Raw genomic sequence first — 25,347 nt, 5'->3', positions numbered from 1 at the left:
TCGCGGCCCACTCCAGCACCTTGTCCGGGTCCGCCGTCGTAGGCCTGTTCGTCGAGACCGCCGCATGTTCCGCAACGATGTCCCGATCACGCCCGAGCTTGTGGCCCAGCACGGCCTCAAACCGGACGAGTACGACCGCTTCCGGGCGCTCATCGGCCGCGACCCGACGCTGACCGAGCTCGGCATCGTCTCGGCGATGTGGAACGAGCATTGCTCGTACAAGTCCTCGCGCAAGCACCTGCGCGGCCTGCCGACCTCGGCGCCGTGGGTGATCCAGGGCCCCGGCGAGAACGCGGGCGTCATCGACATCGGCGACGGGCTGGCCTGCGTCTTCAAGATGGAGAGCCACAACCACCCAAGCTTCATCGAGCCCTACCAGGGCGCGGCGACCGGCGTCGGCGGCATCCTGCGCGACGTGTTCACCATGGGCGCGCGCCCCATCGCCGCCCTGAACGCGCTGCGATTCGGCGATCCCGAGCATCCCCGCACCCGGGGCCTCGTCTCCGGCGTGGTGGCGGGCGTCGGCGGCTACGGCAATTCCTTCGGCGTGCCCACCGTCGGCGGGCAGGTCGGCTTCCACAGGCGCTACGACGGCAACATCCTCGTCAACGCCATGGCGGTGGGCCTCGCCAAGCAGGACGGCATCTTCTACGCCGCCGCGGCCGGCGTCGGGAACCCGATCGTCTATCTCGGCTCCAAGACCGGCCGCGACGGCATCCACGGCGCCACCATGGCGTCCGCCGAGTTCGACGAGGGCACGGAGGCCAAGCGCCCGACCGTGCAGGTCGGCGACCCCTTCGCCGAGAAGCTGCTCCTCGAAGCCTGTCTCGAACTGATGGCCTCGGGGGCGGTCATCGCCATCCAGGACATGGGCGCGGCGGGGCTGACCTGCTCGGCGGTGGAGATGGGCGCCAAGGGCGACCTCGGCGTCGAACTCGACATCGAGAAGGTGCCCGCCCGCGAGGAGGGCATGACCCCCTACGAGATGATGCTCTCGGAGAGCCAGGAGCGGATGCTCATGGTGCTGAAGCCCGGCATGGAGGCTGAGGCCGAGGCGATCTTCGTGAAGTGGGGGCTCGACTTCGCGGTGATCGGCAAGACCACCGACACCCTGCGCTTCGTCATCAAGTGGCACGGCGAGACGGTCGCCGACCTGCCGATCAAGGAACTCGGCGACGAGGCGCCGCTCTACGACCGGCCGCACCTCGCCAACACCCACCAGGACGTCATCCATCCGGCCGATGTCGCCGTCCCCGCCTCCCTGGCCGACGCCCTGAAGCGCCTCGTCGCCTCGCCGGACCTCGCCTCGAAGCGCTGGGTCTACGAGCAGTACGACCACTTCATCCTCGGCAACACCGTGCAGAAGCCCGGCGGCGACGCGGCGATCGTGCGGGTCGAGGACGGGCCGAAGGGCCTCGCGATCACCTGCGACGTGACGCCGCGCTATTGCGAGGCCGATCCCGTCGAGGGCGGCAAGCAGGCGGTGGCCGAGGCGTGGCGCAACATCACGGCGGTGGGCGGCAAGCCGCTCGCCATCACCGACAACCTGAACTTCGGCAACCCGGAGAAGCCCGAGGTGATGGGCCAGCTCGTCGGCTGCCTGAAGGGCATCGGCGAGGCCTGCCGCGCCCTCGACTTCCCCGTCGTGTCCGGCAACGTCTCCCTCTACAACGAGACCAACGGCGTCGGCATCCTGCCCACCCCGACCATCGGCGGCGTCGGCGTGATGGACGACGTGGCCCGCCACGCCACCATCGCCCTGAAGCGCGAGGGCGATGCCCTGGTGCTGATCGGCGCGGGCGAGGGCTGGCTCGGCCAGTCCGCCTACCTCGCCGTGGTCGAGGGCCGTGAGGAGGGCGCGCCGCCGCCGGTCGATCTCGGCCTGGAGCGCCGCAACGGCGACTTCGTGCGCAACCTCATCACCTCCGGCGTCGCGGACACGGTCCACGACCTGTCGGATGGCGGCCTCGCGGTGGCGCTCGCCGAGATGGCCATGGCCGGCGGCATCGGCGCGGCGCTCCCCGAGGTGCCGGTGGACCTGCCCGCCCACGCCTACCTGTTCGGCGAGGATCAGGCCCGCTACCTCATCGCCATCCCGCCCGAGGCGGCGACCGATTTGCTCTACAGCGCCTCGGCGCAGGGCATCGACGCGGCCGTCATCGGCATCACCGGGTCCGACCGCCTGACCCTGCCGGGCGGCGAGACCCTCGCCATCGCCGACCTGCGCGAGGCCCACGAGGGCTGGCTGCCGGCCTACATGGCGAGCCAGCCGGCCGCCCCCGCCGCCTGAATCCGGAGAAACCCCATGCCGATGGATGCCCGCGAGATCGAACGCATGATCGTCGAGGCCTTGCCCGACGCGAAGGTGGAGATCCGCGATCTCGCCGGGGACGGCGACCACTACGCCGCCACGGTGCTGAGCCACGCCTTCAAGGGCAAGACCCGGGTCGCCCAGCACCAGATGGTCTACGGCGCCCTGCAGGGCCGGATGGGCGGGGTGCTCCACGCCCTTGCGCTGACGACGGGCGTCCCGCAGGATTGAGACCGACCCCCGTTGGAATCCACGCCCGACCGTCACTAGATCACGGATCAGGAACGAGGACGGAAGACCCCATGACCGACGCCAATTCGACCATCCAGAACGAGATCGCCTCCCAGGACGTGGTGGTGTTCATGAAGGGCACGCCGCAGATGCCGCAATGCGGCTTCTCGGGGCAGGTGGTGCAGATCCTCAATTACCTCGGCGTGCCGTTCAAGGGCGTGAACGTCCTGGCCGACCAGAGCATCCGCGAGGGCATCAAGGCCTTCTCCAACTGGCCGACCATCCCGCAGATCTACGTGAAGGGCGAGTTCGTCGGCGGCTGCGACATCACCCGCGAGATGTTCCAGTCCGGCGAGCTGCAGACCTTCCTGTCCGAGAAGGGCATCCCGGTGAAGACCGCCGCCGCGTGAGCCGGGGCCGCCCTCCTCTGGGGGAGATCCCACTCTCCTCCTCATCCTGAGGTGCGGCGTCAGCCGCCTCGAAGGATGAGGAGCTGCTCGGGAGAAAGCTGGCATGCGGCCCCCAAGGTCGCATCCGCCCGCGAGATCGACTATATGAACTCCCTTCACACGAAGGGATATGCATCACCATGGCGACGCCGTCGCTCGACAGCGCCCGCGCGGCCGCTTTCTCCGCGATCGAGAAGACCCCCGAGTTCCGGCCCGAGGCCTTGCCCGGCCGGAAGCTCTCCCTCGTCGGCCTCACCCGCGACGCCTTGAAGGCCCGCCTCATCGAGGCCGGCGTGCCCGAGCGCGAGAGCCGGATGCGGTCCGGCCAGATCTGGCACTGGGTCAACCTGCGCGGGGCGCAGGACTTCGCCGAGATGACGAATGTCGGCAAGGGCCTGAAGGCCGAACTCGCCCAGCACTTCACCCTGGAGCGGCCCGAGGTCGTCACGCGGCAGGTCTCCCGCGACGGGACCCGCAAGTGGCTCATCCGCATGGCGCCGACCAACGCGCAGGAGCACAATCGCGGCGCGGAGATCGAGTGCGTCTACATCCCCGGCCCGGATCGCGGCACCCTCTGCGTGTCGAGCCAGGTCGGCTGCACCCTCACCTGCTCGTTCTGCCACACCGGCACCCAGCGCCTCGTGCGCAACCTCTCCTCGGCCGAGATCGTGCAGCAGCTCGTCGTCGCCCGCGACGAACTCGGCGACTGGACCGGCCAGATGCCGAGCCGCGACGCCGGGGGCGCCGGCGAGGTCGGGCGGCTCGTCACGAACATCGTCTTCATGGGCATGGGCGAGCCCCTCTACAATTTCGACGCGGTGGTCGATGCGGTCGGCGTGATGTCGGACCAGGAGGGCCTCGGCCTGTCCCGGCGGCGCATCACCGTCTCGACCTCCGGCGTGGTGCCGCAGATCCCCCGCCTAGGGGCCGAGGCGAACGCGATGCTCGCGATCTCCCTCCACGCCGTGCGCGACGACCTGCGCGACGAGCTGGTGCCGCTGAACCGCAAGTATCCGATCCGCGACCTGCTCGCCGCCTGCCGCGCCTATCCGGGCCTGAACAACGCCCGGCGCATCACCTTCGAGTACGTGATGCTGAAGGGCGTCAACGATTCCGATGCGGATGCGCGGGAACTGGTGCGGCTGCTCAAGGGCATCCCGGCCAAGATCAACCTGATCCCGTTCAACCCCTGGCCCGGCAGCCGCTACGAATGCTCCGACTGGGAGCAGATCGAGCGCTTCTCAGAGATCGTGTTCAACGCCGGCTACGCCTCGCCGGTACGCACGCCGCGCGGGCGAGACATCCTGGCCGCCTGCGGCCAGCTCAAGAGCGAGACCGAGAAGCTGCGCGCCCGCGCCCGGATGATGATGGAGGACGGCATCGCCGAGGGCCTCTATCTCGGCTCCGACGAGGACTAGGCCCCGTCAGCCGGCCTTCGGGCGCGGGGCGAGCGCGGTGATTGCCCTCGCCGCGAGCCAGCCGGCGACGCCGCTCGCGGCCTTCACCAGGAAGTCGCCGATCCGGCCGTGGCGGGTTGCCGACAGGTTCTGCCCGGCCTCGAGCAGGCCCGCCGCGACGACGACGAACACGAGGATCGCGAGGCGCTGGCGCGGATAGGCCAAAGCCGCCAGCGTGCCGAAGGCCGCGTAGGCCAGGGCGCGCTCGACGGTGGCCGGGCCGACCTCCGGCCGCAGCCCGATGGGCGAGAGGGTGACGAAGGCCAGAAGGCCGAGCATGCCCCAGAAGGCCAGCCGGAACACGGTACGCATCACTGTCCTTCCACGCCGACGATGCCGGGGCGTCGCCCCGGCACCCCACCCAAGGGATCGCCCTTGGGGATCGCCCTCAGTCCAGGCGGACGCGCCAGATCTCCCGCGCGTATTCGCGCATCGACCGGTCGGAGGAGAACCACGCCATCCGGGCGGTGTTGTGGATCGCCTTGGCCCACCACGTCGCCGAATCGCCCCAGGCGGCGTCGATGGCGCGCTGGGTCCGCCAGTAATCGTCGAAGTCGGCGGTCAGCAGGTAGGGGTCGCGGTTGCGCAGGTCGTCGGTGAGCGGGCGGAAGCGGCCCGGCTCCTCCGGCGAGAACCGGCCGGAGGCGATCATGTCCAACGCCGCCGCGAGGCGCGGGGAGGCCGAGATCGCCGCCCTCGCATAGCCCGGCACCGCCTTGCGGGCGGTCACCCCGGCCGCGTCGAGGCCGAAGATGAAGATGTTCTCCGCGCCGACGTGATCCTTGATCTCGATGTTGGCGCCGTCCAGCGTGCCGACCGTCAGCGCGCCGTTCAGGGCGAACTTCATGTTGCCGGTGCCCGAGGCTTCGAGGCCCGCCGTCGAGATCTGCTCCGACAGGTCGGCGGCCGGGATGATCGCCTCCGCGAGGCTCACCGAGTAGTTCGGCAGGAACACCACCTTGAGGCGGCCCGCCACGTCGGGATCGTCGTTCACCGCGCGGGCGACGTCGGCGGCGAGCTTGATGATCAGCTTCGCCTGGACGTAGCTCGGCGCCGCCTTGCCGGCGAAGATCTTGACGCGCGGCGTCCAGTTCCGGTTCGGCTCGGCCTTGATCGCCTGATACAGCGCCACCGTCTCCAGCACGTTCAGCAGCTGGCGCTTGTACTCGTGGATGCGCTTCACTTGCACGTCGAAGAGCGCGTCGGGGTCGATGTCGATCCCGGTGCGGTCGGCGACGATCGACGCCAGCGCCTCCTTGCGCTCGCGGCGCACGGCTCGGTAGCGCGCGACGAAGCCCGCATCCTGCGCGAACCGGTCGAGGCCGGTGAGCAGTTCGGGATTGTCGAGCACGCCCTCACCCACCGCCTCGACGGCGAGCTTCGTGAGGCCGGGATTGGCCGTGTGCAGCCAGCGGCGGAAGGTGATGCCGTTGGTCTTGTTGACGATCTTGTCCGAATCGAGCGCGTGCAGGTCGGAGAAGACGGTGGAGCGCATCAGGTCGGTGTGGAGCGCCGAGACGCCGTTCACCCGGCGCGCGCCGTGGAAGGCGAGGTGGCCCATCCGCACCCGCCGGCCATTCGCCTCGTCGATCAGCGAGACCGAAGCGAGGTGGGCGGCATCGCCCTTGCCCGACTGGCCCTGCTCCTCGAGGTGCATCCAGTTGATCAGGTAGATGATCTGCATGTGGCGCGGCAGCAGCCGCTCCATCAGCTCCACCGGCCACGTCTCCAGCGCCTCCGGCAGGAGGGTGTGGTTCGTGTAGTGCAGGGTGTTGGTGGTGACGTGCCACGCATCCTCCCAGGAGAGGCCGTGGTCGTCGGTGAGGAGGCGCATCAGTTCCGGCACGGCGATGGCCGGGTGGGTGTCGTTGAGTTGGATCGCGGCATGGTCCGGCAGCGAGCGCAGGTCGCCGCGCTCGGCCTTGTGCCGGGCCACGAGGTCCTGCAGCGAGGCCGAGGTGAAGAAGTATTCCTGGCGCAGGCGCAGTTCCTGCCCCTCGGCGGAGGCGTCGCTCGGATAGAGGACGCGGGAGATCGCCTCGGCGCGCATCCGCTGGGAGAGGGCGCCCACATGGTCGCCGCCGTTGAACCGGGCGAGGTCGAGGGGCGCCTCGGATTCGGCCTTCCACAGGCGCAGGCTGTTCACCTGCCGGCCGCGCCAGCCCACCACCGGCACGTCGTGCGCCACGGCGAGGACGGTCTCGGCCGGCTGCCAGCGCCGCTCGATCCCCTCGCCCGAGAGCGACATAGTCACGCCGCCGCCGAAGCCGATCCGGTAGGTCGCGTCGCGGCGGGCGAACTCCCAGGGGTTGCCCTCGGCGAGCCACGTCTCCGGCGCCTCCTGCTGCCAGCCGTCCTTGAAGGACTGGCGGAACAGGCCGTGATCGTAGCGGATGCCGTAGCCGATGGCGGGGATAGACAGGCTCGCCATGCTCTCCATGAAGCAGGCGGCCAGACGCCCGAGGCCGCCATTGCCGAGCGCCGCGTCGGGCTCGGCGTCCTGCACGGCGTCGAGGTCGATGCCGAGTTCGGCCAGGGCCTCGCGCACGGTCTCGGTGAGGCCGAGATTGTTCAGCGCGTCCGACATCAGACGGCCGATGAGGAATTCGAGGGAGAGATAATAGACGCGCTTGTGCGGGATCTTGCCCGCGTTCGGCAGGCCGGCCTCCGCGATCCGGTCGCGCAGGGCGAGCGCCGTCGCCACGAACCAGTCGCGCGGGCGGGCATTCTCCGGCGTCGTGCCGAGGACGATGCCGAGCTTGGCCCGGATCGCCTCCCGCAGGTCGACCACGGGATCGCCGGTTCCGGCGAGGACCGGACGCACCTTCGCCGGGATGACGGCCGCCTTCATGGAGTCGCGTCCGGTCTCGGACGGGGCACTGGGCGAAGCGGCACGCGTCTGAACTTCGGTGAGCACAGTCGAACCCCCAATAACGTCGGCGGATTATGTTCTGTTCCAGATTGCCGCCGCATGAACGGGCCGGCATCCGGGCCCGATCGCACCGATCCTGTGGACGGTCTCGGGCAAAGTCGAGGCAACACCTTGTGACGCCGCTATTTCCGGCCTCAGTGCCTCGATGCTGTGTCTTTATAGGCACAGTGACTTGACGATCAAGGGCAGACCCCTGGACGGCTCTGCACAAAAGACTAGCAAGCCCGGCCCAACTGCTTTTCACAGCGCAGGCGTGATTTTTATTGACGCACTGCAACCACCAATAACCGAGCCTTAACGGAAAAAGTGGCCTCGTTTGTGCGTCGCAGCGGAACCGTCGCGCACAGGGAGCGTTAGGCGTGGTTGAGATCGCGGCAGTTTCGTTTGACCCGGTCTTTGCGCATCCGGGGCATCTCTCCCGGGCTGGAAGACCGCCCATGCTTCACGTGCACCGCTCCGGACTGACCGCGCGGACGTCCGACATGTGCACGTACACGCCCCTGCCCTCTGCGATCCCGATGGGCCGGCGCATCCTCTACGCCACCCCGGAAATGGCCGATTTCGTGAAGACCGGCGGCCTCGGCGAGGTCTCGGCCGCCCTGCCCCGGGCGCTGCGGGCGCATTACGACGTCCGCGTCCTGATCCCCGGCTACCCGCAGGTGCGCGCGGCCTTCCCGGACATGCCGGTGGTGGCCCGCCTGGAAGGACTCGCGGGCATTCCCTCCTGCGACCTCGGCCTCGCCGAGACGGCCGACGGCCTGCGCGTCTACGTGCTGATCGCGCCGGAACTCTACGAGCGTCCGGGCACGCCCTACGGCGACGCCGCGGGTGACTTCGCGGACAACGACGTGCGCTTCGCCCGCCTCAGCCTCGCGGCGGCGGACCTCGCGCTGGGCGTCGATGCCGGCTGGGCAGCGGACCTCCTGCACCTGCACGATTGGCAGGCCGCCCTGGCCCCGGCCTATCTCGCATGGCGCGGCGTGCGGCTGCCGAGCGTGCTGACCGTGCACAACCTCGCCTACCAGGGTCTCTTCCCCCGCGACGGGATGCACCGGATCGGCGTGCCGGACTCGGCCTTCCAGGTCGATGGCTGCGAGTTCTACGGGCAGCTCTCCTTCCTGAAGGCGGGGCTCTATTACGCCTCGCAGGTCACGACGGTGAGCGAGACCTATGCCCGCGAGATCCAGACGCCGGAGATGGGCTGCGGCCTCGACGGGCTGCTGCGGGTGCGCGCCGGCCAGGGGCGCCTCGCGGGCATCCTGAACGGCATCGACGAATCCTGGGATCCGCGCACCGACCCGCACCTCGTCCTGCCCTTCGAGGCGGACGACTGGAAGGGCAAGCGCGCCAACGCCGACTCGGTGCGCAAGGATTTCGGCATGGCGGTCTCGCGCGGGCCGCTCTTCGCCATCGTCTCGCGGCTGGTGCACCAGAAGGGTATCGACCTCAGCCTGGAGGCGGCCCAGACCATCGTCGCCGAGGGCGGCCAGCTCGTGGTGATCGGCCAGGGCGAGGGCCGGTTCGAGGGGGCGCTCCGCGGCCTCGCCAAACGGCATCCCGAGCAGGTCGGCGTGCATGTCGGCTTCGACGAGGGGCAGGCCCGCCGGATCTTCGCCGGCAGCGACTTCCTGCTGATGCCCTCGCGCTTCGAACCCTGCGGCCTCGCGCAGATGTACGCCCAGCGCTACGGCTCCCTGCCGATCGTGCGGCAGACCGGCGGCCTCGCCGACACGGTCGAGGACGGCGCCACGGGCTTCTCCTTCTCGGACCCGTCCCCCAGCGGGCTGACGGGTGCGGTGCGCCGGGCGCTCGACACCTTCGGCCAGAAGAAGCGCCTCAACACCATGCGCCGCAGGGCCATGGCGACCCGCTTCGGCTGGGACCGCGCGGCCGACAACTACGCGGACCTCTACGCCAGGGCGATCGGCAACAGCGTCGCCCTGCGGTGGAGCACGGTCTAAGGCGCCGCCCTCTCCCCGCGAACGGGGAGAGGGAACCCCCTCACCCCTCTCTCACGAGGATCACCGTCGCGAGCGGCGGGATCGTCAGGCTGAGCGAGTGCTGCTGGCCGTGGCTCTGTTGCGCCTCCGCCGTGCGGCCGCCGCCGTTGCCCAGGTTCGCGCCGCCATACTGCGCGGCGTCCGAGTTGAACGCCTCGCGGTAATGGCCCCCCGCCGGCACGCCGACGCGGTAGCCCTCGCGCGGGATCGGCGTGAAGTTCGAGACCACGATGGCGATCTCGCCCCCCGCGCCCTTCCGCGCCCAGGCGATGACGCTGTTGTCCTGGTCGTCGGCCACGAGCCACTGGAAGCCGGCCTGCTCCGAGTCGCGGCTGTGAAGGGCCGGCGTCGCGGCGTAGAGATGGTTCAGGTCGCGCACCACATCCTGCACGCCCTTGTGCAGGGGATCGTCGAGCAGGTGCCAGTCCAGGCTGGCATCGTGGTTCCACTCCCGCTCCTGGCCGAACTCGCCGCCCATGAAGAGCAGCTTCTTGCCGGGGTGCCCCCACATGAAGCCGAAATAGGCCCGCAGGTTCGCGAACTTCTGCCAGCGGTCGCCCGGCATCCGGGACAGGAGCGATCCCTTCCCGTGCACCACCTCGTCGTGGGACAGGGGCAGGATGAAGTTCTCGGAGAAGGCGTAGAGCAGCCCGAACGTCAGGTTGTGGTGGTGGTAGCGGCGATGGATCGGGTCTTCCTGCATGTAATGCAGGGTGTCGTGCATCCAGCCCATGTTCCACTTGAAGCCGAAGCCGAGGCCGCCCGTGTAGGTCGGGTGCGAGACGCCCGGCCAGGAGGTCGATTCCTCGGCCACCGTGATCGTGCCGGGGGCGTGGCTGTAGGTGGCTTCGTTGGTCTTGCGCAGGAAGTCGATGGCCTCGAGGTTCTCGTTGCCGCCGTAGCGGTTCGGGATCCACTCGCCCTGGCGGCGCGAGTAGTCGAGGTAGAGCATCGAGGCGACGGCATCCACGCGCAGGCCGTCGAGGTGGTAATGCTCCAGCCAGAACCGTGCGTTGGCGGTGAGGAAGGTCGCGACCTCGGTGCGACCGAAATTGTAGATGTAGGTGCCCCAATCCTGGTGGAAGCCCTGGCGCGGGTCGGCATGCTCGTAGAGATGCGTGCCGTCGAACTGGCCGAGGCCGTGGGCGTCGAGGGGGAAGTGGCCGGGCACCCAATCGAGCATCACGCCGATGCCGGCCTCGTGGGCGGCTTCCACGAAGGCCGAGAACTCATCCGGCGTGCCGAAGCGGCTCGTCGGCGCGAACAGCGACACCGGTTGGTAGCCCCAGGACCCGTCGAAGGGGAACTCGGTGATCGGCAGCATCTCGATATGGGTGAAGCCCATCTCCTTGACGTAGGGGATGAGGCGCTCGCCCAGTTCCTTGTAGGTGAGGTAGCGGTTGCCCTCCTCCGGCACCCGCATCCACGAGCCGAGATGGACCTCGTAGATCGAGATCGCGGCGTGGCGCGGATCCTTGGCGCCGCGGCTGTCCATCCAGCCGTCGTCGTGCCAGTCGAAGGCCCCGAGGCCGTGCAGGATCGAGCCCGTGGCCGGGGGATGCTCGGCGGCGAAGGCCACCGGGTCGGCCTTGAGCGGTATCAGGGCGCCGTCCGGCCCCCGGATCTCGAACTTGTAGCGCCCGCCGGGCTGGAGGCCGGGAACGAAGAGTTCCCACACCCCGCCGTCCTGCCACAGCCGCATCGGGTGGCGCCGGCCGTCCCACTCGTTGAAGTCGCCGACGACGCTGACCTTCTTGGCGTTCGGCGCCCAGACGGCGAAGCGGAACCCGTCGATCCCGTCGAGGCGCCCGGCCTGGGCGCCGAGGATGCGGTAGACGAGGTTGGTGCCGACCTCGCGCAGGCCGGCGACGTCGTATTGCTCGATGGAGGAGCCGAAACCGTAGGGGTCGAAGCGGCGGCGGGTGGCGCCGTCCCAGGCCTCGATCTCGATCTCGTAGAGGGGCCGCCCGTCGCCCTCGACGCGGGCGACGAAGAAGCCGTCCGCGTGCCGCTTCTCGAAGGGCACGGTGCGCTCGCCGAGGATCAGGCTCGCGGCGCGGGCCTCCGGCAACACGGCGCGCACCTCCCAGTGGTTCGGGCCGACCTTATGCGGCCCGAGCACGGAGAAGGGATCGCCGTGGCTGGCGCCCATGATCGCAGCGATCGCATCCGCGTGGACGGTCGGGATCGTCGGGGACGCGGCACGCTCGGAGCCAGCGGGCGAGCCGGAAGCTCCCTCTCCGGCCCGTAGCGCGAAGGTCTCGTCGGTCACCGTCATTCGGTACGCTCTCCGTCCTCATCCAAAATGGACAGAACCCCACGTGCGGGAATTTCGATCCAGTCGGGGCGGTTGTTGGCCTCGTAATCGACCTCGTACAGCGCCTTCGTGAGGAGGCAGAGCCGCAGGAGACGGTCACGGGTCGGCTCGTCGGTCACGGCGGCCCGGGTGCCGTCCACGGCCCCCTGGTAGCCGTCGAGGAACGCCGCATCGATCATGCCACGCCACGCCGTGGCCGCCGCGCGGGCGCGGTCCTGCGAATCCGCGAAGCGGCTCGCGATCTCGCGGATCACGGTCTCGGCGCCGTAGGCGAAGGAGCGCATCATCCCGGCGACGTCGCGCAGCGGCATCGACTTGGCCCGCCGCTCGTCCGCCGGCCGCGAGGGCTCGCCCTCGAAGTCGACGATGATGAGGTCGTTCTCGGCGACCAGCACCTGCCCGAGGTGATAATCGCCGTGGATGCGGATCTTGTGCGCCCCCCGCAGCGGGCCCTGGGTCAGGCGCTCGATCAGCGCCTCGACCTCGGCCCGGCGGCCGAGGAGGTCGGCGCAGGCGTCCTTGCCGGCATCGAGGCCGCGCTCCGCGAGGCCCTTCAGGCCCCGGAAGGCGCGCTCGGCCTGGTGGCGGGCGTCCCTGGCGAGGATCGCGAGGTCGTCCTCCTCGAAGGCTTCCGCCGCGAAGGCCGGGTCGTCCGTCTCCATGGCGAAGGCGGCGTGCATCTGCGCCGTGCGCTGGCCCAGCAGGTCGGCCCAGCGCATGTGATCGCGGAACGCCTCCTGCGGGCTCAGGGCCTCGCTCTCGGGGGCGAGCACCACGGTCTCGAAGTCCCGCCGCAGGCCCTCCAGCATCAGGGTCCATGCGTCGCCCTGGTTGAGGACGAACTTCTGCAGCACGGCGAGCGCGGTGCGGGTGCCGTCCTCGGCGACGTGTTCCAGGGTACCGAGAAGCGCCGGCGTGTGGGGGAAGCCCGCCACCTCGGTGAGGAAGCGCCCGACCTCGATCTCGGGATGCGTGCCCGGCTGGAGCCGGCGCAGGAGCTTGAGCATCAGCTTCGAGCCCACCGCGATCGAGGTGTTGCTCTGCTCGGCCCTGAGGCGGCGGATGTCGGCGACGTCCACGCTCACGCCCGGATCGAAGGCCGAGGTGGTGGCGAAGACGAGCCGGCCGCGCTCGGTCGGGATCTCCCGGTGCTGGCGCATGTCCTCGATGAGGCAGGCGGCGAAGTCGTTGGAGCCCGCCGCCCCGAAGAGCAGGCCGGTGCGCGGCCCGCGCCGCACCCGCGCCACGGCGAATTCCATCAGGTCCACGTCCTCGCGGCCCTCATCGACGCCCACCGGCACGAAGTACTCGTGGGTCTCGCCGTTGGAGAGCGAGACGGCCAGGCGCGGCAGCAGGTAGCGCGGCTCACCGCCCTCGCGGGGGCCGAAGGCCGCGCAATCGACCACCTTCACGCCCTTGATCCGCGAGCCCTTGGCCCCGAACCAGCGGCGGCTCATCAGGAAGGGCGGCACCACGGTGCGCTCGAAGGCGACGCGCTCGCGCCCCGCCATCAGGCTCTCGATGCCCCCGGTGAGGACCATCGTGAACAGTTCCGGCGGCTCCTGCTGCGGGCCGACCACGCCCGATTGGGCCGCCGACAGGGAGAACCAGTAGAAGCCGTAGGCCGGCAGGGTGAGGAGGTAGGGCAACTCGCCGATGGCCGGGAACTCGGTGCCGCCGGTCAGCTCGATCGGCACCGCCGTGCGGAACTCGGAGAGGTCGAGCTGCACCGCCTGCGGCGCCCGCGACAGGTTGGCGACGCACAGGATGCGCTCGCCCTCGTGCTCGCGGATCCAGGCCAGGACCTTGCGGTTCGAGGGGTAGAGGAACTGGATCGAGCCCCGCCCCAGGGCGACGCTGTTGTTGCGGATGGCGATCATCCGCCGCGTCCAGTTCAGGAGGCTGGTCTGCGCCTGGGTCTGCGCCTCGACGTTGATCGCGTCGAAGCCGTAGATCGGGTCCTGGATCGCGGGCAGGAACAGCTTCTGCGGGTTGGCGCGGGAGAAGCCGCCGTTGCGGTCCGGGCTCCACTGCATCGGCGTGCGCACGCCGTCGCGGTCGCCGAGATAGATGTTGTCGCCCATGCCGATCTCGTCGCCATAGTAGAGCACCGGCGTGCCGGGCATCGACAGGACGAGGGACTTCATCAACTCGATCTTGCGCCGGTCGTTCTCCAGGAGCGGCGCGAGGCGGCGGCGGATGCCGAGGTTGATCCGGGCGCGGCGCTCGGCGGCGTAGAACGACCAGAGGTAGTCACGCTCCTCCGCCGTGACCATTTCGAGGGTCAGCTCGTCGTGGTTGCGCAGGAAGATGGCCCACTGGCAGCCCTCCGGGATCTCCGGGGTCTGGCGCATGATGTCGGTGATCGGGTGCCGGTCCTCCCGGGCGATCGCCATGTACATGCGCGGCATCAGCGGGAAGTGGAACGCCATGTGGCATTCGTCGCCGTCGCCGAAATACTGCGCGGTCTCCTCCGGCCACTGGTTGGCCTCGGCCAGCAGCATCCGGTCGGGGTAGCTCTCGTCGAGCGCCGCACGGATCGCCTTGATGACGTCGTGGGTCTCCTTGAGGTTCTCGCAGTTCGTGCCGTCGCGCTCGATCAGGTAGGGGATCGCATCGAGGCGCAGGCCGTCGACGCCCATGTCGAGCCAGTAGCGCATCGTCTCGATGACGGCTTCCAGCACCTTCGGGTTGTCGAAGTTCAGGTCGGGCTGGTGGCTGTAGAAGCGGTGCCAGAAATACTGCTTGGCGACCGGATCCCAGGTCCAGTTCGAGGCCTCGGTGTCGAGGAAGATGATGCGCGTGTCCTTGTACGGCTCGTCGGTGTCCGACCAGACGTAGAACTCGCGCTCCGGCGAACCGGCCGGCGCCTCGCGGGCGGCCTGGAACCAGGGATGCTGGTCCGAGGTGTGGTTGATGACCAATTCGGTGATCACGCGCAGGCCGCGCTCGTGGGCGGCCTCCACGAAGGCACGGAACTGCTCCATCGTCCCGTAGGACGGGTTGATGCCCTCGTAGTCGGCGATGTCGTAGCCGTCGTCGCGGAGCGGCGAGGGGTAGAACGGCATCAGCCAGATCGCCGTCACGCCGAGGTCTCGGACGTAGTCGAGGCGCTGGGTCAGCCCCTCGAAATCGCCGATCCCGTCATTGTTCGAGTCGAAGAACGACTTGACGTGGATCTGGTAGATGATGGCGTCCCGGTACCATTGCGGATCGCTGCGATCGATCATCGCGTCGCTGCCTCATCGATGAAGTCGAAGGAGCCGGCCAGGAGTTGGCCGGCGGCCGGGCGGCCGTCGTCAGGAGCCGCAGGTGCCACGGGCAGCCTCAGCCCGCAACCCGGCGTGGTGGAGTGAGACGCCAGATCACGCAGGAGCGTTCCGCCGGATCGAGGGCGATACGGTGCCCCTTGCCCCGGAGGGAGAAGGTGTAGCCCTGCAGCAGGTCCTCGACCTCGACCGCCCCGTCGTCGGGCAGGCCGAAGAGCCAGAGGGGCACCTCGTAGCTGCATTCCTGACGGTTCTTGGGATCGAGGTTGACCATCACGAACACGCAGTTGTCGCCCTCCGGCGTCGTCTTGGCGTAGGCGATGATGTTCTCGTTCCAGGCCGGCGTGAACACGACGTTGCGGAAGTCCCACAAGGCAGGGTTGTCGCGCCGGATCTGGTTGAGCTTGACGACGTGCTCCCGGATGTTGCCCGGCCGGTCGTAATCCCAGGCCTTCAACTCGTACTTCTCCGAGTTGAGGTATTCCTCCTTGCCGGGATAGGGCGCGGCCTCGCACAGCTCGAAGCCGTTATAGATCCCGTAGACGGAGGAGAGGGTGGCCGCGAGCGTCGCCCGCACCACGAAGCCCGCGCGCCCGCTGGTCTGGAGGTAGTACGGGTTGATGTCCGGCGTGTTCGCGAAGAAATTCGGGCGGTAATACTCGCCCATCTCGCCGGCCAGTTCCGTGCCGTACTCGATCAGCTCGGCCTTGGTGTTGCGCCACGTGAAGTAGGTGTAGCTCTGCTGGTAGCCGGCCTTGGCGAGCTTCTTCATCATCTTCGGCCGGGTGAAGGCCTCCGCGAGGAAGATCGCGTCGGGGAAGGCGCCGTTCACCTCGCCGATCACCCATTCCCAGAACGGGATCGGCTTGGTGTGCGGGTTATCGACGCGGAAGATCCGCACCCCGCGCTGGCACCAGCCGAGCAGGATGTCGCGCAACTCGATCCAGAGGGAGGGCAGGGCCCCGCCGTAGAAATGGACGTTCGAGATGTCCTCGTACTTCTTCGGCGGGTTCTCGGCGAATTTCAGCGTCCCGTCCGGGCGCCATTCGAACCATTCCGGGTGGTTCTTGATCCAGGGATGGTCGGGGGAGCACTGGATCGCGAAATCGAGGGCGATCTCCATGCCGTAGGCGTGGCTCGCCGCCACCAGACGCTCGAAATCCGCGAGCGTCCCGAGATCGGGGTGCACGGCCTCGTGGCCGCCCTCCTCCGCGCCGACCGCGTAGACCGAGCCGACATCGCCGGGCAGCGCCTTCAGGGTGTTGTTCTTGCCCTTGCGGTTGGTGCGCCCGACCGGGTGGATCGGCGTGAAGTAGAGCACGTCGAAGCCGAGTTCGCGGATCTCCGGCAGCCGGGCGATCACGTCGTCGAACGTGCCGTGGCGGTTGACGTCCATCGACTGCGAGCGCGGGAAGATCTCGTACCAGGCCGAGAACCGGGCCGCGAGGCGGTCGGCGATGACCGGGATCGCCACCGGATAGCGCGAGCGGTTCACCCGCTCCGCATGGGGCCGCACCAGGGCGACGGAATCCGGCTGAAGGATCTTGTCGAGCTGGGCGGCGGACCCGCTTGGCTCGGCGCCGAGGGCCGCCACCAGGGCCGCCAAGCGGTCCCTGTCACGGCCGGTCGCGAGGGAAGCGGCACTCTCCACGAGGGTCACGCCCTCGATGGTCTCCAGGCGGACATCGACGCCCGCGTCGCGCTTCTTGATCGTGTCGCGCATCCACGAGGCGAAGGGATCGCGCCATGCGTCGATGGTGAACTCGTAGCGGGCGTTGCGCTCCAGGGGGAAGCGGCCCGCCCAGCGGTCGTTGTCCACGAAGACCATCGGGTCCTCGCGCCATTCCGTCGTGCCGACGACCCGCGACAGGATCGCGGCGGCGATGATCTCGTGGCCGTCGGAGAAGATGTCGGCCTCGACGCGCACATCCTCGCCGACGATGCGCTTCACCGCCGAGCGGCCCCCGTCGAGTTCGGGCGTGACTGCCTCGATGACAACCCGGCCCTCGCCCTCGGGCTCACCGCGCGAGGGCTGGCGGGCGACGCCCGCGCGGCTCGCGGCGAGGATGCGCAGTTCCCCCGGCGCGAGGTCGACATGGCTGCCGCCGTGGAAGGCGATGGGCTCGGCGCCCGGCGTGCGGTCCACGAAGGGGCCGAGCATCCCGCCCGTGCGGGCGATGAGCGGCCCGGCTTCCACCGGCACCGGGGCGCCGGTCGGGTTGTAGAGCACCAGCACCGCGTGGCCCGCCGAGGCATGGTGGCCGGTGTCGTAGCGGACGAGGGCGACGAAGCCCGCATCCGGCGCCGAGAGGCGCATCTGCGCGCCCTCGACATTGGCGGCGGGCAACTCGGCCTTGAGGGCATTGATGGCGCGGATCGCATCCGAGATGTCGATGCCGGTGTCGTGCTCCCGGTCGCCCGGGTGGGTCTCGACCACGTGGAGCGCCCGGCGGTAGCCCCATTCGTAGCCGATCGGCATCAGCACGCCGGCCGAGAAGAAGGCGGCGAGCGCGTAGCGGGTGCGCAACTGCGCGGCGACCGCCTCCTTGCCCCCGCCGATCCCGGCGGCGAGCCGGGGCATGTCGTGGTTCTCGGGGAAGGCGATGGAGGGGGCGAGCACCCGCAGGCGCTCGTACTGCTCCAGCGCCCAGGGCTTCTTGAGGTCCCACCACGCGAAGGAATTGAACAGGTAGTCGAAGCCCGCGCCGGCGGTGGCCCGCGCCTCCTCGAAGGTGCAGCCCAGGGTCTCGGCGGCGAACAGGCAGGCCGGGTCCTTCTCCTTGGCGGCGGCGATCAGCACGCGCCACACCTCCGGCGGGACCTTGTAGGCGGCATCACACCGGAAGCCGCCGACGCCGAGATCCTGCATCCGCGCGACGTAGGCGGTGAAGATTTCCGTCAGCGCCTGCCGGGCGGCGGGGCTGTGATAGTCGAGTTCGGCGAGGTCGCCCCAGACGGTGCGGATCGACGGGTCGTCGGGATCGACGGCGGCCGGGTGCATGATCGCGCCGTCGGGCTCGCGCATGAACAGGTCGGGCCGCTCCTGCACGAGGCGGGCGTTGTCGGCGGTGTGGTTGATGACGAGGTCGGTCATCACCGAGATGCCGGCGGCGCGGGCGGCGGCGCAGAACCGGCGGATCTGCTCGTCGTCGGGGGTGCCGTCCTGGTCGCGCAGGCGCTCGTCGAGATGGTCCGTGTCGGCCACCGCGTAGAGGCTCTTCGAGCCGCCGGTCTGGTGGAACGGGTTCAGGTAGATCCAGTCGAAGCCGAGATCGGCGATGCGCGGCAACTCATTCGCCCAGTCCGACACCCGTCCCACGAGCAGCGGGAACAGGTTGTAGATCCGCGGCCCCTCGGCCCGGGGCGCCAGGGAAGCCGGCAGCGTGCCGGGGGTTCCCGTCGCCTGAGCGGGCGCTGCGGCCTTGGTCGGTGCGTTCATGCGGATGCCTCTTCTGCTGCTCGCTAACGCGTGAGGTGGCCTGCCGTGCCGGCCTCACGCGTGCCCTGCCCTAGCCCGAGACCTGTGACGGTCTCGGGTCGCCTCACCCCACCCGCCGCAGCACGGCGTAGGGCAGGTCCCGGAAGAGGGTGCCGGCGTCGGCCCCCTCCCCGTCGATCGTCCGCCCGGTGACGACGTCGCGCCAGCGCGTCCCCGCCCCCAGCGCCAGGGTGGTGCCGGCGAAGGCCTCGCCGGACCACATCGTGTCCCCGACGAGCCCGGAGAACAGGCGCGGCACCGCGACGACGAGGTCGCCCTCCCCGGCCGGATCGAGATCGGTGCGGCGGAAGGCGAGCACATGCGCCGCCCGCTCGCCCGTGGCGTCCACCGCCTCGTAGCCGGCGCGGGCGAAGAATTCCGGCCGGGCGGCCCGCTCGGCCAGCATCCGGTGAAGCGTCGCCTGCTTCACCCGGCCGTCCGGCCAATGCGACAGGAGCGGCGCCACCTCTCCCTCCCCGTCGATCATCCGCGTCAGGGCGGCGTAATCGACCGGGCGGCGGTTGTCGGGATCGACGAAGGAGAAGTCCCAGATCTCCGTGCCCTGGTAGGTGTCGGGCAGGCCCGGCAGCGTCGTCTTCAGCACGGTGCGGCCGAGGCCCGCGAGCATCCCGAGATGGGCGAGGCGCTGCGCGAAGGGGCGCAGTTCCCGCAGGAAGTCCGAGCCCGGCGCGATGATCGCCTCGAACAGCTTGCGGACGGTGCCCTCGTAGGTCTCGTCCACGTTGACCCAGCTCGACCGGCGCTTGCCCTCGCGCATCGCCTTCTCGGCATAGGCGTTCAGGCGCTCGCGGAACGATTCCACCGCCGGCCGGTCCTCGCCCTCCAGGAGTTCGAGGGGCCACGCCCCGAGGATGGCCTGGAAGAACATCCACTGGTCGTTGGCGTCGGGCGCCGGCTCGCCGTCGATCCGCAAGAGATGCGGGCCGGTGGTCTTCTGCCAGAGGTCCCAGGCGCCGGCCCAGCCCTCGGGCATCTCCGAGAGGGCGAGGAGGCGCGAGCGGGCATCCTCGCCGCGCTTGGTGTCGTGGGTCGCGGTGGCGATCATGGCGTTCGGCCAGTCGCGGGCGCGGGCGGCCTGCAGGTCGTGGAAATGCTCCACGTCGATGCCGTACTCGCCCGGATCGCCGCCGACCTCGTTGAGGCCGAGCAGCGCCGCGTAGCGGTAGAACAGCGTGTCCTCCAGGCTCTTGGCCATGACCGGGCCGGTCAATTGCTGGAAACGGCGGCGGAAGCGCAGCACCACGTGCGGGTCGGGCCGTCCGGGGCCCGTCGTCTCGATCCGGCCGAGGAGCACGTCCCTCGCGAAGTCGTGGACCGAGCGGTCGGGCAGGCTCGACCAGCGCTTGGCCTTGGCCACCGCGCCCTCGATGAGCCGCACGTCCTCCGGCTCCACCTCGCCCTCCTCCAGGTCGGCCGGCAGGTAGCTGCGGTAGGTCGGGAAGCGCGCGATGATCTCGATCAGCGCCCGGCGCAGGGCGTTGACGGTGAAGTCGCGGGTGCGCCGGTCGCCGTCGGCGACCTCCTTGAGGTCGCTCGTCAGCACCTCGAGCTCGCTGGCGAAGCTGATCTCGAGGATCTCGGCCTTGGCGGCGCGCAGCTGCACGCCGTAGGGCTCGTCCATGCCGCTCGCCCACTCGTAGAGGCGGCGGACCTTGGTCTGCTTCCCCTTGTCGACCAGCACGCCGTCGAGCTGGTTCAGCACGTCGTAGCCGGTGGTGCCGGCGACCGGCCAGGGCCGCAGGCGCTCGCCGGGTTCGAGGATCTTCTCCACCACCACGTAGAAGCCGGGGCCCACCGCTGCCTGCAGGGCGCGGGCATAGCCCGCCGGGTCGGCGAGGCCGTCGATGTGGTCGATGCGCAGCCCGTCGATCCGCCCCTCGCGGATATGGCGGAAGACCACCTCGTGCGAGCGGTGGAAGATGTCGGACTTCTCCACCCGCAGGCCGGCCAGCGAGTTCACGTCGAAGAAGCGGCGGTAGTTGATGTCGCTCGACGCCACCCGCCAATGGGCGAGGCGGTAGGCCTGGGATTCGAGCAGCCGGTGCAGGGTGCCGAAGCTGTCGGGCCGGCCCTTGAAGCCGTTGAGCAGCGCCAGCGTCCGCTCCGTCGCCTGCTGGATCGAGGGCGACGTGGCGTAGACGGCCGCGAGCCGCTGCTTCAGGTCCTCGGCCTCCTCCGGGAAGCCCCGGCGGCGGGTCTCGTCGGTGTCGAGCGACATGGCCCGCAGGCGCTCGGAGATGGCGAGCAGTTCCGCCGTCGTGTCGTCATCGACGGCGCCGATGGCGGCGAGCACCCGGCTGAGGATCGTCGGATAGCTGAAGGGCCGGATCGGAAGCTGGTGCTCGAAGTGCCAGACGCTGAACGCGCCCTTCTCCGGGTCGAACTTCAGTTCGAGGAGGCCGTTCTCCAGCGCCTCGCCGTAGCGCTCGCCGAGGAACGGGATCACGAGGTTGCGGCCGGCGCCGAGGCGCTGCCAATCGATGTCGAAGGCGTGCGCGAAGGGGGACAGCGCGCCCCATTCCAGCACCGAGAGCCACCACGGGTTGTCGGACCCGCCGACGCCCATGTGGTTGGGCACGATGTCGAGGAGGAGCTTCAGGCCGTTGGCGTGGAGGGCGTCCGCGAGGCGCGCGAAATCCTCCTCGCCGCCGAGTTCCGGGTTGATCCGGCCATGGTCGACGATGTCGTAGCCGTGGGTCGAGCCGGGCCGCGCCTTCTGCAGGGGCGAGGCGTAGACGTGGCTGATCCCGAGCTTGGCGAGATAGGGGACGATGGCTTCCGCATCGGCGAAGGTGAAGTCCTTGTGGAATTGCAGGCGGTAGGTCGCCCGCGGCGGGGCATCCGCCAGCCGCGAGGCGCTGCGCGCGCCCCGGTCCTCGGCCGAGAGGGCGGCGGCGAGCTTGGCCAGCGGCCCGCCCGGCGCGGCGATCTCGGAGAGGTCGCGGTCGAGCTTGCGCCGCCAGTTCGGATAGCCCTCCGTCGAGCCCGGCACGTTGGCCTGGGCGAGTTCGGAGACCACGTCCTCGTATTGCACGGCCGTCAGCACCGAGGGGGCGCGGGCGAGGTAGCGCGCGGCGCCCTCGAAGGGCGCGGCCTCCGGCGGCTCGGACTCGGGCAGCAATTGCTCCCCGGCCAGGGCCTCCGCGAGGCGGCGGCGCTCCACCACGCGCTCGCCGCGCTCGGCCTCGGCCCGGTCCTGATCGTAGAGGCCGAGCGACTGGCGAGTGTCGGTGTCGACCCCGCGCCACCAGCCGACGAAGGTCGGCAGGTCGTGGGTGGTGATGGCGGTGAGCGCGTCGCGCGGGTAGGCGCCGGGCGCCTTGAACCGGCCGTCGCCCTCGCGCTCGAAGGCGAGGATGCGGTAGCTCAGCACCCCGGCCTTCATCAGCGCGTCGGAAAAACCCTCCGGCGCGGTGCCGAGGTCTTCGGCGATGACGAGGCACTTGTTGCGGTGGCTCTCCAGCCGCAGCACCGCGAGCATCGGCTCGAAGGGCATGGCGACGTAGGCGCCGGCATGCGCCCCCTCGCCGAGCGGGATCAGGAACAGCCGGGCGAGCTGGAAGGCGTGGTCGATGCGGATCGCGCCGGCATGGCGCATGTTCGCCTGGACCAGGGCGCGGAAGGCGGCGAGCCCGTCGCGCTCCATCTCCAGCGGGTCGAAGGCGGGCAGGCCCCAGTTCTGGCCCTTGGGCGCCAGCAGGTCCGGCGGCGCGCCGATCGAGACCTTGTCGGCGAAGCGCTCGGGATGGGACCAGATCTCCGATCCGCCCCGGTCGGCGCCGACCGCGAGGTCGCGGTAGAGGCCGAGCCGCATCCCGGCATCCTGCGCCGATTGCGAGGCGGCGGCGAGCTGGGTGTCGGCGAGGTATTGCAGCCACGCGAAGTAGCTGACCTCCTCCGCATGGTCGGCGGCGAAGGCGCGCACGGATTCCGTGCCGGCGCGACGGAAATCCTCCGGCCAGTCGCCGAGCCAATGGGCGCCGCGCGCCTTGAAGTGAGCGGACAGGGCCTCGAACAGGGCGTGGGAGACGAGGTCTTCCCCGCCCTCCCGCCGGAAGCGGTCGAAGGCCTCGTCGGTGCCGGCTCTCGCCGGGGATTCCGCCCAGAGCGCCCGCAGCACCGGATCGAGCACGGCGGCGATGCCGGCATGGTCCACCAGCGCGGCCTCCCGCAACGCCGCCACGGCGGGGGCGGACTCGGCCAGGATCTGCTCCGCCCGCGAGCCCTGGAGCCCCGGCAGGTCGCGGGGCGCGATGAACAGGGTTTCGAGGAAGAGCCGCGAGGAGGGGGAGTAGGGCGAGATCTTGGTACGGTCGGAACCGAACAGGGCGTGCACGGGGCTCAGGCCCAGGAAGGCCGCGCCGCGGAGCGCCGCCTCGCGGGCCGCCTCGCCCGCGTCGGCATAGGTGCCGATGCCGATGTTGCCGGGGGAGCGCAGGCCGTAGAGCTGCGCCGCGAGGCCCCAATCGGAGGCCCCCTCCTCCGCATAGGCGCGGGGCCGCCAGCAGCGCTGCGGCGCGGCGATGACGAAGGATTCGGCACGGGCCTCGCCCACGGCCACCGTCAGGCGGTGATAGCCGGGGGTCAGCGGCGGCAGGTCGAAGGCCGGGTCCGACGGGGTGATGGCGGCGCGGCCCTCGCGGGCGGCCCCGCGCTCGTCCACGAGGCGCCAGACCAGGGTGCTCGCCCCGCCGGGCAGGCGCAGCGGAATGCGGGTGGCGCGGCGCGCCTCCACCGGCAGGAGCGGCGGCACGAGGTTGCAGCGCAGGCTCCGGACGGCGTCCAGCCCCTCCTGCAGTTCGGCCTCGTCCGCGACGGGGAAGCCCAGGGCCGCGAGCAGGCCGACGCGGACGTCGAGGGAGGTCTCGACGGGCTTGCCGAAGGCATCCGTGTAGCCGGCGGCGACGCCGACGAGATCGGCGAAGTCTTCCTTGAGGCGGCTCACGAACGGGACTCCGTCAGGACCACGCCGGTCCAGGGGGGCAGGGATGCGCCGCGTCCGTCGGGCGCGTTCGTCCAGACGGAGCGACCCCCGCCCGGTTCGACCGTGAAGGGCTCATCGCCGAAATTCGCGACGAAGCGGAGGGTGCCCGCCGCGAAGGTCCAGGTGCAATCGACCACGTCCGGCCGGGGCAGATGCGCCTGCGCGCCCGCGATGCCGGACTTCGCCAACGGCACGACCACGTCGCGGCGCAGGGCGAGGAGGTGCGTCGTGTCGGCGAGCACCTCCCGGTGGGGCGAACGCTCCCGCTCCGACCAGTCGAGCTTCGAGGCCAGGAAGGTCTCCTCCTCGGTCGGATCGGGGATCTTGGACGTGTCGTCCGCGAAGGCCGCGAAGCTCTTGAACTCCTTGCGGCGCCCCTCGCGCACCGCCTTGTTCAGGTCCTCGTCCGGCGCGAAGTCGACGAAGAACAGGAACGGCGTCGAGGCCGACCATTCCTCGCCCATCCACAGCATCGGGATCTGCGGCGACAGCAGGAAGCCCGCGCGGGCGAGCGCCAGCTTCTCCGGGTCGGCGAGGTGGTTCAGGCGCTCGCCGAGCGCCCGGTTGCCGACCTGATCGTGGTTCTGCAGGAAGGTGACGAAGGCGGACGGCGGCAAGTGCCCGGACGGCTCGCCGCGCGGATGGTTGTCGAGCGTCTTGAAGGGCTCGCCCTGGTAGGCAAAGCCCTCGGACAGGCAGCGGGCGAGGCGCGCGACGGGTTTGTCGGCAAAGCTTTCATAGTAGCCGGCATCCTCGCCGGTCAGGAGGACGTGCCAGCAATGGTGCAGGTCGTCCGCCCACTGGGCGTCGTGCATCCGGGGCCGTCCGCCCGCGTCGCGTTCGAGCCAGCGGGCCTCGTTCTTCTCGTTCTCCAGCATCAGGTGGATGTGCCTGCCCGGGAACCTCTGCCGGACGGTCTCGCCGAGTTCGCCGAGGAAGTGCTTGGCGGAATCGTCGAGGATGGCGTGGACGGCGTCGAAGCGCAGGCCGTCGAAGCGGTATTCCTCCAGCCAGTACAGGGTGTTCTGAATGAAGAACTGGCGCACGGTGGCGCCGCTGTCCTTGCCGTCGAAGTTGATGCCGGCGCCCCAGGGGGTCTGGTGGCGCTCGGTGAAGAAGGTCTTGGCGTAGGCGTGGAGGTAATTCCCGGCCGGGCCGAAATGGTTGTAGACCGCGTCGAGATAGACCATCAGCCCGAGGCCGTGGGCGGCGTCGATCAGGCGCTTGAGGTCGTCGGGGCGCCCGTAGGCGCCATCCGGCGCGTAGGGCAGCACCCCGTCGTAGCCCCAGTTGCGGGTTCCCTTGAAGTCGGCGAGCGGCAGCAGCTCGATGGCCGTGACGCCGAGCGCCTTCAGGTCGGGCAGGCGCTTCTCGAGGCCGGCATAGGTGCCCTCCGGCGTGGCCGCGCCGACATGGCACTCGTAGATCACCGCTTCCTCGAAGGGGCGTCCCTCCCAGCCCGCGTCGGTCCAGGCGAAAGCGCGCGGGTCGATCACCTCGGAGAGGCCGGACACGTCCTCCGGCTGGAAGCGCGAGGCGGGATCGGGCGCGACGAGGTCGCCGTCGATCCGGAAGCCGTAGCGGGCGCCGGGCTTGATGCCGGGGAGCGCGGTGCGCCGCCAGCCGCCGCCGGATTCCGGCAACGGGTGCTCGGCGCCGTCCACGACGACGGTGACGCTCCGGGCGGTCGGCGCCCAGAGGGCGAAGCGCACGCCGCCCTCGACGATCTCGGCCCCGAAATCCATGCTGTGGGCATGCCGCATCTTAGGCCGCCATCCTTTTTCGCTCGCGCCGGATCCGCCGCGAAGCGGGGCCGCACCCTGGTGAGTGGAGAAGGCCCCGGCTCCGTTCCGGTTCCCATCAAAGGCACCTAGCGCGCCACACGCCGTCGAGGATGC

The 25,347-nt window shown here is 70.1% G+C and carries 12 protein-coding genes; 5 read left to right on the top strand and 7 right to left on the bottom strand.

The window, feature by feature from the left end:
- Nucleotides 1–64 precede the first annotated feature (64 nt).
- The 4 genes from purL to rlmN all read left to right on the top strand — a co-directional run bounded on the left by purL (nt 65) and on the right by rlmN (nt 4,409).
- On the top strand, nt 65–2,290 hold the full coding sequence (gene purL, locus ACXJ1Y_RS06220; protein ID WP_463849242.1) for a phosphoribosylformylglycinamidine synthase subunit PurL: 2,226 nt from the start codon (nt 65–67) through the stop codon (nt 2,288–2,290).
- Between the two features lie 15 nt (nt 2,291–2,305).
- Nucleotides 2,306–2,542 carry a BolA/IbaG family iron-sulfur metabolism protein gene (locus ACXJ1Y_RS06215; protein WP_238206256.1) on the top strand — a complete coding sequence of 79 codons (237 nt, stop codon included), beginning with the start codon at nt 2,306–2,308 and terminating at the stop codon, nt 2,540–2,542.
- Between the two features lie 71 nt (nt 2,543–2,613).
- Nucleotides 2,614–2,952 (top strand): Grx4 family monothiol glutaredoxin, encoded by a 339-nt coding sequence (gene grxD, locus ACXJ1Y_RS06210; RefSeq protein ID WP_463849241.1) that lies wholly within the window; start codon nt 2,614–2,616, stop codon nt 2,950–2,952.
- A gap of 179 nt (nt 2,953–3,131) precedes the next feature.
- Nucleotides 3,132–4,409 carry a dual-specificity RNA methyltransferase RlmN gene (gene rlmN, locus ACXJ1Y_RS06205; RefSeq protein ID WP_463849240.1) on the top strand — a complete coding sequence of 426 codons (1,278 nt, stop codon included), beginning with the start codon at nt 3,132–3,134 and terminating at the stop codon, nt 4,407–4,409.
- Between the two features lie 6 nt (nt 4,410–4,415).
- Here the strand turns inward: rlmN and ACXJ1Y_RS06200 are convergent, their stop codons facing one another.
- Together ACXJ1Y_RS06200 and ACXJ1Y_RS06195 are read right to left on the bottom strand one after the other, a co-directional pair.
- Complete coding sequence (locus ACXJ1Y_RS06200) at nt 4,416–4,760, bottom strand: hypothetical protein (RefSeq protein WP_463849239.1); 345 nt, start codon at nt 4,758–4,760, stop codon at nt 4,416–4,418.
- Nucleotides 4,761–4,836: 76 nt separating this feature from the next.
- Nucleotides 4,837–7,299 carry a glycogen/starch/alpha-glucan phosphorylase gene (locus tag ACXJ1Y_RS06195; protein WP_463849238.1) on the bottom strand — a complete coding sequence of 821 codons (2,463 nt, stop codon included), beginning with the start codon at nt 7,297–7,299 and terminating at the stop codon, nt 4,837–4,839.
- A 563-nt stretch (nt 7,300–7,862) separates the two neighbouring features.
- On the opposite strand from ACXJ1Y_RS06195, the gene glgA reads away from it, so the two are divergent.
- Complete coding sequence (gene glgA, locus ACXJ1Y_RS06190) at nt 7,863–9,341, top strand: glycogen synthase GlgA (protein WP_463849237.1); 1,479 nt, start codon at nt 7,863–7,865, stop codon at nt 9,339–9,341.
- A 40-nt stretch (nt 9,342–9,381) separates the two neighbouring features.
- Here glgA and glgB read toward each other — a convergent pair whose 3' ends face one another.
- The 5 genes from glgB to treZ form a co-directional block, all read right to left on the bottom strand.
- A complete protein-coding gene (gene glgB / locus ACXJ1Y_RS06185; protein ID WP_463849236.1) occupies nt 9,382–11,658 on the bottom strand; it encodes a 1,4-alpha-glucan branching protein GlgB in 2,277 nt (758 codons plus the stop codon).
- A complete protein-coding gene (gene treS / locus ACXJ1Y_RS06180) occupies nt 11,655–14,927 on the bottom strand; it encodes a maltose alpha-D-glucosyltransferase (protein WP_463849235.1) in 3,273 nt (1,090 codons plus the stop codon). Before treS ends, glgB begins: the two co-directional genes overlap by 4 nt.
- A 97-nt stretch (nt 14,928–15,024) precedes the next feature.
- Nucleotides 15,025–18,405: a maltotransferase domain-containing protein gene (locus ACXJ1Y_RS06175; RefSeq protein WP_463849234.1), complete on the bottom strand. Its 3,381-nt coding sequence runs from the start codon at nt 18,403–18,405 to the stop codon at nt 15,025–15,027.
- A gap of 103 nt (nt 18,406–18,508) precedes the next feature.
- Complete coding sequence (locus tag ACXJ1Y_RS06170; protein WP_463849233.1) at nt 18,509–23,410, bottom strand: malto-oligosyltrehalose synthase; 4,902 nt, start codon at nt 23,408–23,410, stop codon at nt 18,509–18,511.
- Nucleotides 23,407–25,212, bottom strand: coding sequence for a malto-oligosyltrehalose trehalohydrolase (gene treZ, locus ACXJ1Y_RS06165; RefSeq protein ID WP_463849232.1), 1,806 nt, complete (start codon nt 25,210–25,212; stop codon nt 23,407–23,409). Before treZ ends, ACXJ1Y_RS06170 begins: the two co-directional genes overlap by 4 nt.
- Nucleotides 25,213–25,347: the final 135 nt, after the last annotated feature.

Source organism: Methylobacterium sp. TK26 (assembly GCF_055361565.1).
The sequence above is the reverse complement of the archived record's forward strand: the minus strand, read 5'-3'. Positions and strand labels throughout refer to the sequence as shown.

Excerpts from the sequence above, each read along its gene's own strand:
- purL (WP_463849242.1), top strand. The coding sequence starts at position 65 with ATGTTCCGCAACGATGTCCCGATCACGCCCGAGCTTGTGGCCCAGCAC.
- ACXJ1Y_RS06215 (WP_238206256.1), top strand. The coding sequence starts at position 2,306 with ATGCCGATGGATGCCCGCGAGATCGAACGCATGATCGTCGAGGCCTTG.
- grxD (WP_463849241.1), top strand. The coding sequence starts at position 2,614 with ATGACCGACGCCAATTCGACCATCCAGAACGAGATCGCCTCCCAGGAC.
- rlmN (WP_463849240.1), top strand. The coding sequence starts at position 3,132 with ATGGCGACGCCGTCGCTCGACAGCGCCCGCGCGGCCGCTTTCTCCGCG.
- ACXJ1Y_RS06200 (WP_463849239.1), bottom strand. The coding sequence starts at position 4,760 with ATGCGTACCGTGTTCCGGCTGGCCTTCTGGGGCATGCTCGGCCTTCTG.
- ACXJ1Y_RS06195 (WP_463849238.1), bottom strand. The coding sequence starts at position 7,299 with ATGAAGGCGGCCGTCATCCCGGCGAAGGTGCGTCCGGTCCTCGCCGGA.
- glgA (WP_463849237.1), top strand. The coding sequence starts at position 7,863 with ATGTGCACGTACACGCCCCTGCCCTCTGCGATCCCGATGGGCCGGCGC.
- glgB (WP_463849236.1), bottom strand. The coding sequence starts at position 11,658 with ATGACGGTGACCGACGAGACCTTCGCGCTACGGGCCGGAGAGGGAGCT.
- treS (WP_463849235.1), bottom strand. The coding sequence starts at position 14,927 with ATGATCGATCGCAGCGATCCGCAATGGTACCGGGACGCCATCATCTAC.
- ACXJ1Y_RS06175 (WP_463849234.1), bottom strand. The coding sequence starts at position 18,405 with ATGAACGCACCGACCAAGGCCGCAGCGCCCGCTCAGGCGACGGGAACC.
- treZ (WP_463849232.1), bottom strand. The coding sequence starts at position 25,212 with ATGCGGCATGCCCACAGCATGGATTTCGGGGCCGAGATCGTCGAGGGC.